The sequence below is a fragment of the Piscirickettsia litoralis genome (assembly GCF_001720395.1).
Taxonomy (GTDB): domain Bacteria; phylum Pseudomonadota; class Gammaproteobacteria; order Piscirickettsiales; family Piscirickettsiaceae; genus Piscirickettsia; species Piscirickettsia litoralis.
The window spans coordinates 2,047,131-2,057,387 of sequence record NZ_MDTU01000001.1; the positions used below are offsets into that span (position 1 = coordinate 2,047,131).

Sequence of the window (10,257 nt, forward strand, 5' to 3'; positions counted from 1 at the left end):
TGCTTATATTAATATGCCCTTTTTTTAGCTGATCTGAGTGACTCTTTGACATGTTTGGAGGTTTATTTGCAGCGTGGTCTGGCATGATCCAGACTATTTTTCGCAAAAAGTTGATAGCGGAAAAAAAAGTATTAATATGAGGCAGGAGTAATATATCATTTGTGTTTGCAATAGTAGAATCTGATGAAAAGAAAAGCGGTTGTTATGGCTGCTGCCCAAAATGACACCTGTATTATTTTTATATAGTTTTGTATTGATATGGTGGCAAAGTTGTTTGTTTTTGAATTTAAGGTCTCGTAGTATACGTCAGATATTAGTAAGTACATATATGATATATTGAATATATAAGACAGAAGAAATATTATAATAATTATTATACACCAGCAATTACTAAAAATATTTTTAGTTGTCTTTGTGCTAACCAATTGTGCCGCTAACCACCCAGCAGCGGCAAATAAAACTAAAGTTAATGTGGTGTTAAATTCAATGAACTTTATTAATAAAATCGCTGGTTCACTAGTCATGGCATAAGGTTTGCACAAATATTCTGCTTATTGAGTATATGATCATATTAAATATACGGTCAATATTAAATATATTATAAATCATGTTTTAGGTTAGCTTTTTTTCTTAATTTTATATTTATTATGGGGTTGCAATCAAAACTGAAATTGTATCCAAGAAGCCATGATGAGAGAGAAAAGCAAAAGCCTTATATTCAAGGGCGGTTCTATAAGAGTATAGTTGTATCCAGTTTTTAGTTAATGATGAAGAATCTGATTTTCTTGCTCCAATTGAAAGAGAACCGCTGTTAAACTTTCTTTATTTAATTGCTTTAATAAGTGGCCTTGTTGAGCCAATTGGTTTATTGAAATATAAAGTTCTTCTGTCGTTACCATATTTTTTAAAGTGCATTGAGTTTCTGGCAGGTTAAAGGTCATGCTGATAAGCGTATACTGATGGTTCATATTGTGCCTTTACTTCTTGATTTTAAAATAGCTTTAATTAAGTAATAGCAAGGACTAGCCGGTTGTGCAGAGAATGATATTTTTAAGTAGAGTGTGAATGCGGCTTGGTTTGATTGTTTAATTTTGCATATTAGACAATTTATACCGAGCGGCTATGCTTAAAAGCAGCATGACAATGATAATAATCGCAAGGTATTAAAACATATGCCAAGGCGTCTACCAAAAATTTTTACTGAGTTTGTTGTTGCGTCTTTTGGTGAAGATGTACTTGCAGAGTTGGCAGAAATAGTACCTGCTATGCAGATGGCTGGGGCGGTAGAAAAAAGCCTTGATAGCGTTATGGTGACCAGTGTACAGGTGCTAGCTGAGAGAACTGGAAAAACAGCATCATCGATATTTAATATGTTTGGTGAAAGTTTGTTATCGCGCTTATTAGAGGATTATCAAGAGCTATATGCTGATGATGGCGATGGTGATATTAATTTTCAATTATTTTTATCAAGAATAGAATCTCTTTTGCACACTGAGCTTAAAAAAGTGATTGCCTATAGTGACCTTCCCAAAATTGATTGTAGCATTGTTAATGCACATGAATATGAACTGACATATAGATCACCGAGAAAATTATGTGCGATTCTTGAAGGGGTCGTCACTGCTGCTGCGAATCACTTTCATGTTAAGTATCAACTAAAGCACAAGCCTTGCATGAACCAAGGAGCGGGTCATTGTGTATTAGCAATTCAAGAAGTAACGGGTGAAAACTAGTTAGGTGGGTGATGACAAAAAAAGCCCCATTAAGGGGCTTTTAAGACGCTAGATAGAATATCTGGCCAGGCTTACATCATGCCCATGCCGCCCATTCCACCCATGCCGCCCATATCAGGCATGCCTGCAGCACCAGCAGCGCCAGTATCTTCTTTAGGAAGTTCTGCAACCATCGCTTCTGTTGTGATCATAAGACCAGCGATAGATGCTGCATTTTGAAGTGCAGAACGAGTTACCTTAGTTGGATCTAAGATACCCATTTCGATCATGTCGCCAAACTCGTTCGTTGCCGCATTGTAACCGTAGTTGCCTTTGCCAGAAACGATTTTGTCAAGAACAACAGCCGCTTCACTACCAGCATTCTCAACGATTTGACGCAGTGGAGCACTCATTGCACGCAACAAGATGTTCGCACCTTGTGCTTGATCGTCATTACTGAATTGAACCGCTTCAACAGCAGCAATTGCGCGAACTAATGCAACACCACCACCAGGAACAACACCTTCTTCAACCGCAGCGCGCGTTGCGTGCAGAGCATCGTCTACACGATCTTTCTTCTCTTTCATTTCGATTTCAGTTGCAGCGCCGACTTTGATAACCGCAACACCGCCAGAAAGTTTAGCAACACGCTCTTGAAGTTTCTCACGATCGTAGTCAGAAGAAGTTTCTTCAACTTGGGCACGGATTTGAGAAACACGTGCTTCGATTGTGCCTTGCTCACCAGCGCCATCGATGATTGTCGTATTGTCTTTAGTGACAATAATACGCTTCGCTGTACCTAAGTGCTCAAGTGTTGTTTTCTCAAGGTCAAGGCCAACTTCTTCAGAAATAACAGTACCGCCCGTTAGAATAGCAATATCTTCTAGCATTGCTTTACGACGATCACCAAAACCTGGTGCTTTAACCGCACAAACTTTAACGATACCGCGGATGTTGTTGACGACTAATGTTGCAAGCGCTTCACCTTCAACATCTTCAGCGATGATGAATAATGGCTTACCAGATTTAGCAACCGCTTCTAATGTTGGAAGCAATTCGCGGATGTTAGAGATTTTTTGTCAACGAGCAAGATGAATGGGCTTTCGATTTCAGCGATCATTTTCTCTTGTTTGTTAACGAAGTATGGGGACAGGTAACCGCGATCGAACTGCATACCTTCGACAACGTCCAATTCATTCTCTAAGCTAGAACCTTCTTCGACAGTGATTACACCATCTGTAGATACTTTTTCCATCGCTTTAGCAATAATAGAACCAATTTCTTCATCAGAGTTTGCTGAAATTGTTCCTACTTGGGCAATGGCTTTATTGTCTGTGCAAGGTGTAGACAGATCTTTTAGTGCAGCAACAGCAGCAGCTGTGGCTTTATCAATACCGCGCTTAAGGTCCATTGGGTTCATGCCTGCGGCAACAGATTTAACACCTTCTTGGATGATGGATTGTGCTAGAACAGTTGCTGTTGTTGTTCCGTCACCTGCATCGTCGTTAGACTTAGATGCAACTTCTTTAACCATTTGCGCGCCCATGTTTTCGAACTTGTCGCTAAGCTCGATTTCTTTTGCCACAGAAACACCATCTTTAGTGATGGTTGGAGCGCCGAAAGATTTTTCTAACACAACGTTACGTCCACGTGGACCTAAAGTGACTTTAACTGCATTTGCAAGAAGGTTAACACCGTCTAACATTTTTTGACGGGAACCGGTACCGAAGCGTACTTCTTTTGCTGACATTCTTATATCTCCATAGTGTACTTAAAATGTACTTTCAGATGAAAAACGGATCATTCTGTTGATGTTACTTTTCATCAACCACTGCGAAGATTTCATCTTCACGCATTACTTGATATTCTTCGCCATCGATCTTTACTGTAGAGCCAGAATACTGGCCAAATAATACAATGTTACCGACTTTAAGATCGATAGGACGGTAGTCACCATTATCCAATGCTTTACCACGACCTACAGCAACAACTTCACCACGATTTGGCTTTTCTTGTGCGCTGCCAGTTAAGATGATGCCGCCAGCAGAAGTTGTTTCTTCTTCAAGACGACGAATTACAACGCGGTCATGTAATGGACGGATTTTCATTCACTCTTCTCCTAAAAGATGACAAGGCACTCGCCTTGATTAATTTGGACTTAAAAAGCCTTCAGATCATTAGATAGGGACCTTGGGGTAAATTACAAGCCCCAAAGGCTACTTTTTTTTAATTTTTTATTGCGCTAGTCATGGTGGCGAAAAAACAGTAAAATTGATCTTTTTGCGCGCTAGCATTACACTCACAGCAGAGTATAGAAGGTAAAAATAGTAAATATGTTTAAAATTCAAGTGCTTCATGGCCCAAATATGAACCTTTTGGGTTTGCGGGAGCCTGATAAGTATGGTGTGATGAGCCTTGCTGATCTTGATGCTGAGCTGAAAAGGCGTGCAGAAGCGGTGGGTTTTGAGTTAGAGAGCTTCCAAAGTAATGCGGAGTATGAGCTAATCGATACAATTCACAAGCTATTAGATAGAGCGGTGGATTTTATTGTATTTAACCCTGCTGCGTTTACGCATACTAGCGTTGCACTGCGCGATGCCTTGAGTGCTGTGCAGATCCCTTTTATAGAGGTGCATATGTCGAATGTGCATGCGCGTGAGAAATTTAGGCATCATTCTTATTTCTCAGAGATTGCACAAGGTGTGATTGCAGGCTTGGGCCCACAAAGCTATTTTTGTGCCCTAGATGCTGCAATTGCTTACTGTCAACAGTTTAAAGAAACTAACTAAATCGGTAGAGTCGATGGAAATACGTAAGATTAAAAAGCTTATTGAGCTTATTGAAGCCTCTGGTGTTGCAGAAATTGAGATCAAGGAAGGTGAAGAATCTGTACGCATTAGTCGTTATAGTCAAACAGCAGCTCCTGTTGCTGCACCTCAAACGGTGATCCCTGTTGCCGCTCAACCGGCTGGTGCTTCAGCGCCTGTTGCAGAGGCTCCTGCCGTCGCTGTTGCTGAAGTCGCTGCGGGCAGCGAAACGGCCAGTGGTCATGCAGTGAAGTCACCGATGGTGGGTACTTTTTATTCATCTCCTGCGCCTGATGCAGATGCCTTTGTTAAAGTTGGGCAAAAGGTGAGTGTTGGCGATACGGTATGTATTGTTGAGGCGATGAAAATGTTTAACCAGATTGAAGCGGATAAAGCGGGCACGGTGAAACAAATTTTATTAAGCGATGGCGATGCTGTTGAATTTGATCAGCCCCTGGTGATCATCGAGTAAATAAATCGCTCTTATCTGATTCCAGTCATTCATCATTCATATTATTGAGTATTGATTAACGAGTTCGTTGACTATGATTAAGAAAGTTCTGATCGCCAATCGTGGTGAAATTGCCTTGCGTATTTTGCGTGCTTGCCGTGAGATGGGTGTAAAAACAGTGGCTGTACACTCAACTGCCGATCGTGATTTAAAACACGTACGTTTAGCCGATGAGTCAGTTTGTATTGGCCCAGCACCCGCATTACAAAGTTATTTAAAATTCCCAGCAATTATCAGCGCGGCGGAAGTCACAGGCGCGGATGCGATTCATCCAGGTTATGGCTTCTTGTCAGAAAATGCTGATTTTGCTGAGCAAGTTGAAAGTGGTGGTTTTGTTTTTATTGGCCCACGTGCAGAGACTATCCGTGTCATGGGCGATAAGGTTAAAGCGATTCAGGCGATGAAAAAACCCCTGTGTGCCTTGTGTGCCAGGTTCGGGTGGACCTTTGGGCGATGATGGTGCAGAAACCAAGCGTATTGCACAGAAGATTGGTTATCCGGTGATTTTAAAAGCAGCCGGTGGTGGCGGTGGCCGTGGTATGCGTGCGGTGTTTGAAGAAGATGAATTACTTGATTCATTGCAGCTGGTTAAGGCCGAAGCGGCTGCCGCTTTTGGCAATGACATGGTTTATATGGAAAAGTTTTTGGTCAAACCGCGCCACATTGAAATCCAGGTGATCGGCGATGGGGAAGGCAATGCGATTCATTTAGCTGAGCGTGATTGCTCTATGCAACGTCGTCACCAAAAGGTTGTTGAAGAAGCGCCGGCACCGGGTATTAGCAAAGATGAACGTGAAAAAATCGGTGAGCAGTGTGTTAAAGCGTGTCGTGAGTTAAAATATCGTGGTGCGGGAACCTTTGAATTTTTATATGAAAATGGTCGTTTCTACTTTATTGAAATGAATACGCGTGTGCAGGTCGAGCACCCGGTTACTGAATTAATTACCGGCATGGACATTGTTAAAGAGCAATTGCGTATCGCCTCGGGTTTAGGCTTATCCAAGCGCCAAAAAGACATTCGTATTCAAGGCCATGCGATTGAATGTCGTGTTAACGCTGAAGACCCTAACACCTTTATGCCATCGCCTGGACATATTGATTTCTATCATCCTCCGGGTGGGCCAGGGGTGCGTGTGGATTCTCACCTGTATTCAGGTTATTCTGTGCCGCCACATTATGACTCTATGATCGCCAAAATCATTACTCATGGTGAAGATCGTAAGAGTGCGATTATTCGTATGCAAGGCGCATTGGGTGAAACCATTATTAATGGCATTAAGACGAATATTCCGTTGCAAGAAGAGATTATGGCGGATCTTAACTTCCAAGCCGGTGGGACGAATATTCATTACCTTGAGGAAAAAACTAAACGGTCAAAAATAATGGCATGGTTAGAGCTTAGAGTCGTCACAACCAAGCAATATGCTGAAGCGATTGGTGACTTTCTTAATGAAGAAGGTGCGTTGGCGATTACGTTGCGTGATGGTAAAGACCAGCCGATTCTAGAGCCTGGTGTTGGTGAGACACCGTTGTGGCAGGATGTCGATGTGGTGGCTTTATTTGATGCCAGCGCTGACTTAGAGCCGGTGCGCGAGCAGCTATACACTCAGTTTGATAACCTTCAAGTCAAAATTGATCCACTGGAAGACCAAGATTGGACAGCGACTTGGCGTGAACATTTTGAGCCGATGCTTTTTGCGGATAGGCTGTGGGTACATGCTGACTGGCATGAAGTGAATGTCAGTGAAAGCCAAGTTAAAATGTTATTAAACCCCGGTCTTGCCTTTGGTACAGGAACCCACCCGACCACAGCGATGTGCTTGAATTGGTTAGCTGCCAATTTAAAAACGGGTAGTGATGTGATTGATTTTGGTTGTGGCTCAGGCATTTTAGCCATCGCAGCATTAAAACTCGGCGCTAGTCATGTGCGTTGCGTGGATATCGACCCGCAAGCCTTGGATGCCATGCATTATAACGCAGAGCAAAACGAGCTTAACTTATCGTGTTATCAAGCGGTATTGCCTGACCAGCTAGAAACTCAAGCTGCAGATGTACTCGTTGCTAATATTCTTGCCAATCCGCTTATCCATCTCGCCCCAAAATTTGCAAGCCTCGTCAAGTCAAAAGGCATGCTGGTACTCTCTGGAATTTTAGTGGAGCAAGTCGAGCGGGTGCAAAAGGCGTATTTAAACGATTTTGATATTGTGAAGCTTGAGCAAAAAGATGAGTGGGTCTGTCTGGTTGCTGAGCGCAAGGCGTATTAAGCAAGCACTAGGTTTAAGCTTAACCTTTAGTTTTATTTCTTAATTTTGATGATTTATTTGGTTATTTAGTTATTTTGAAATTTTATGAAGATCGGTCCTTACTCTGTTGATAATCGCTTAATTCTGGCCCCTATGGCTGGAGTGACTGATCGACCGTTTCGTATGCTATGCAAGCGTTTAGGTGCGGGCTTAGTGGTCTCTGAGATGGTGAGTTCCCAGCAAAATTTACGCAAAAGTCGCAAGACGCAATTGCGCATGGACCATCGTGGTGAAGTAGCGCCGATTGTCGTGCAATTACTAGGCACGGACCCTGAGCAAATGGCAGAAGCCGCGCGCTTTAATGTTGAGCATGGCGCCGAGGTGATCGATATTAATATGGGCTGTCCTGCTAAAAAAGTGTGCCATGTTGCGGCAGGCTCCGCTTTAATGCAGCACGAAAGCTTAGTCGCTGATATTTTGGCAGCGACCGTTGCCGCAGTTGATGTGCCGGTGACTTTAAAAATGCGCACAGGCTGGAGCCGTGAGCATAAAAATGCCGTTAAAATTGCTAAAATTGCTGAACAGGCGGGCATAGTATCTCTTGCGGTACATGGTCGTACGCGTCAGGATTTATATAAAGGCGAGGCAGAATACGAGACGATTAGCGCTGTGAAGCAGGCGGTGAAGATTCCGGTTGTTGCCAATGGTGATATAGATTCGCCTGAAAAAGCAAAATATGTTTTAGAAAAGACGGGGGCAGATGCCTTGATGGTCGGGCGCGCAGCTCAAGGTAATCCATGGATTTTTCAGCAGATTGATCATTATCTAAGGCAAGGTGAGCATAGTCAGCCTGTTTCATTGCAAGAAAAGTACGCCGTAATGTGTGAACATTTGGAGAATCTATACTCGTTTTATGGTACATTTATGGGCGTTAGGATTGCACGTAAACATGTTGGCTGGTATTTACAATCAAGCTTGAGCGCTAAGCCTTTTCGCAAGCAATTTAATGCGTTGGACGACCATCAGGCCCAGCTCGGTGCGATTCAACACTTTTTTGAGCAGCAAGAGAGTGAGTGTGTGCCTTATGCCTCGTGAAACAGAAAAAACATTAAGACATCATGTTGAAGATGCGGTCGCTAAATTTCTAGCCGACACCCAGGGCTGTCATCTAACGAATTTGTACGAAGTGATCTTAAAAGAAGTCGAAGTCCCGTTAATAGAAACCGCTTTAGGCTTTACCGAGGGGAATCAGTCGGAGACGGCGAGGATGCTTGGAATTAATCGCGGTACCCTGCGTAAGAAAATCAGGCAATATTCGATCGAATAAAAGCGAATTTCAAAAAAAGGTTAAGCATTGTCTTAACCTTTTTTATTTATAATAACCGAGGAGTGAATTAACCCATGCAAACGATTCAACGTGCGCTCATTAGTGTATCTGATAAAACAGGCATCATCGAGCTTGCCAAAACGCTCGAGCAGCATAAAATTGAGATTTTATCGACTGGGGGTACGGCAAAATTACTTAAAGAAAATAATATTACTGTGACTGATGTGTCTGATTATACCGGTTTTCCGGAGTTGTTTGCAGGGCGAGTAAAAACGCTTCATCCAAAAGTTCACGGCGGCATACTCGCTCGTCGTGGTGTTGATAATGAAGCGATGCGGGAGAATGGTATTCCTGCGATTGATCTGGTTATTGTTAATTTATATCCGTTTCAAAATGCCATTCGCCAAGATGATTGCACGCTCGCCAACGCCATAGAAAATATTGATATTGGTGGGCCGACGATGGTGCGTGCAGCAGCAAAGAATCATCAATCAGTCTCTATCGTTGTTCATCCTGAAGATTATTCTCGTGTGACTGATGCCTTAAGCAGTGAAACAGGTGTTATTAATGATCGCTTGCGTTTTGAATTGGCTGTAAAAGCTTTTGAGCATACAGCGCAATATGATGCAGCAATTTCTCGCTATTTATATAAGCAATGCCATGATAGTGATTTTCCTGAAACCTTGACTTTAGCCTTTGAGAAGTCCGGTGAGCTGCGTTATGGCGAAAACCCACATCAACAGGCTGCTGTCTATAAAGAAACTAATAGTAGCGGTGTTTCTGTTGTTAATGCTGAACTATTACAAGGTAAGGCATTGTCTTATAATAATTTAGCCGATGCGGATGCAGCACTGGCTTGTGTTAAAAGCTTTAAAGAATGTAGTTGTGTGATTGTAAAGCATGCGAACCCTTGTGGTGTCGCGCATGGTAAAACGGTAACAGAGGCGTATCAGCGTGCGTTCTCCTGTGATTCAACGTCGGCTTTTGGTGGGATTATTGCCTTTAATCAGACCTTGACGAAAGAGGCGGCTAAGACGATTCTAGACAATCAATTTGCCGAAGTAATCATCGCGCCAAAAATAGACCAAGATGCTTTAGTCGTATTGGCTGCTAAACCTAATTTGCGAGTATTGGCAACAGGTGAAGGCGAGTTACAAACAGGTTTTGACTTAAAACGCATTGCTGGTGGTCTGTTAATTCAAGAGCAAGATCGTTTGGCGGAAGAGTTTAAGTATGAAATAGTCACTGAGCGTAGCCCTGATGCTGAGGAGCTAGAAAGTTTAGCGTTTGCTTGGAATGTTGTTGCTGCGGTGAAATCAAATGCGATTGTCTATGCTAAAGAGAGCCAAAGCATTGGCATCGGCGCTGGGCAGATGAGTCGGATCGATAGCGCTAAAATTGCTGCGAATAAAGCCCAAGAGATGGGTTTTAGCCTAGATAATGCTGTGATGGCTTCTGATGCATTTTTTTCCCCCTTTAGAGATAGTATTGATACGGCCGCCAAGCAAGGCATTAAAGCGATTGTTCAGCCGGGTGGTTCCATTCGTGATGAAGAGGTTATCGCCGCTTGTAATGAACATGGTATTGCAATGATATTTACTGGTGAGCGCCATTTTAAGCATTAAGTTACTTTTTATTTGGCTTTTAGTGAGATTTA

The 10,257-nt window shown here is 42.6% G+C and carries 8 protein-coding genes and 3 pseudogenes; 8 read left to right on the forward strand and 3 right to left on the reverse strand.

The window, feature by feature from the left end:
* Positions 1 to 761: 761 nt before the first annotated feature.
* The gene (locus BGC07_RS10140) at positions 762 to 968 is read right to left on the reverse strand and encodes a hypothetical protein (protein ID WP_069313014.1); all 207 of its coding nucleotides are present in this window, start codon (positions 966 to 968) and stop codon (positions 762 to 764) included.
* Positions 969 to 1,172: 204 nt separating this feature from the next.
* Between BGC07_RS10140 and BGC07_RS10145 the strand changes: the two genes are divergently transcribed.
* Entirely contained in the window at positions 1,173 to 1,733 is a 561-nt protein-coding gene (locus tag BGC07_RS10145; RefSeq protein WP_069313015.1) for a heme NO-binding domain-containing protein, read from the forward strand.
* A 71-nt stretch (positions 1,734 to 1,804) separates the two neighbouring features.
* Here the strand turns inward: BGC07_RS10145 and groL are convergent.
* A pseudogene (gene groL, locus BGC07_RS10150) lies at positions 1,805 to 3,462 on the reverse strand (chaperonin GroEL).
* Positions 3,463 to 3,526: 64 nt separating this feature from the next.
* The gene (locus BGC07_RS10155; RefSeq protein WP_069313016.1) at positions 3,527 to 3,820 is read right to left on the reverse strand and encodes a co-chaperone GroES; all 294 of its coding nucleotides are present in this window, start codon (positions 3,818 to 3,820) and stop codon (positions 3,527 to 3,529) included.
* 225 nt (positions 3,821 to 4,045) lie between these two features.
* Between BGC07_RS10155 and aroQ the strand changes: the two genes are divergently transcribed.
* The 7 genes and pseudogenes from aroQ (at position 4,046) to purH (ending at position 10,225) form a co-directional block, all read left to right on the forward strand.
* Complete coding sequence (aroQ, locus tag BGC07_RS10160; RefSeq protein ID WP_069313017.1) at positions 4,046 to 4,501, forward strand: type II 3-dehydroquinate dehydratase; 456 nt, start codon at positions 4,046 to 4,048, stop codon at positions 4,499 to 4,501.
* Positions 4,502 to 4,514: 13 nt separating this feature from the next.
* Positions 4,515 to 4,991 (forward strand): acetyl-CoA carboxylase biotin carboxyl carrier protein, encoded by a 477-nt coding sequence (gene accB / locus BGC07_RS10165; RefSeq protein ID WP_069313018.1) that lies wholly within the window; start codon positions 4,515 to 4,517, stop codon positions 4,989 to 4,991.
* A gap of 73 nt (positions 4,992 to 5,064) precedes the next feature.
* Positions 5,065 to 6,391, forward strand: a pseudogene (accC, locus tag BGC07_RS20110) (acetyl-CoA carboxylase biotin carboxylase subunit); the annotation flags it as partial.
* Between the two features lie 39 nt (positions 6,392 to 6,430).
* Positions 6,431 to 7,294, forward strand: a pseudogene (prmA, locus tag BGC07_RS20115) (50S ribosomal protein L11 methyltransferase); the annotation flags it as partial.
* An 84-nt stretch (positions 7,295 to 7,378) separates the two neighbouring features.
* Positions 7,379 to 8,368, forward strand: coding sequence for a tRNA dihydrouridine synthase DusB (gene dusB / locus BGC07_RS10180; RefSeq protein WP_069313019.1), 990 nt, complete (start codon positions 7,379 to 7,381; stop codon positions 8,366 to 8,368).
* The gene (locus BGC07_RS10185) at positions 8,358 to 8,600 is read left to right on the forward strand and encodes a helix-turn-helix domain-containing protein (RefSeq protein ID WP_069313020.1); all 243 of its coding nucleotides are present in this window, start codon (positions 8,358 to 8,360) and stop codon (positions 8,598 to 8,600) included. The genes dusB and BGC07_RS10185 overlap by 11 nt, the downstream gene beginning before the upstream one ends.
* A 74-nt stretch (positions 8,601 to 8,674) precedes the next feature.
* Positions 8,675 to 10,225: a bifunctional phosphoribosylaminoimidazolecarboxamide formyltransferase/IMP cyclohydrolase gene (purH, locus tag BGC07_RS10190; protein ID WP_069313021.1), complete on the forward strand. Its 1,551-nt coding sequence runs from the start codon at positions 8,675 to 8,677 to the stop codon at positions 10,223 to 10,225.
* Positions 10,226 to 10,257 lie beyond the last annotated feature (32 nt).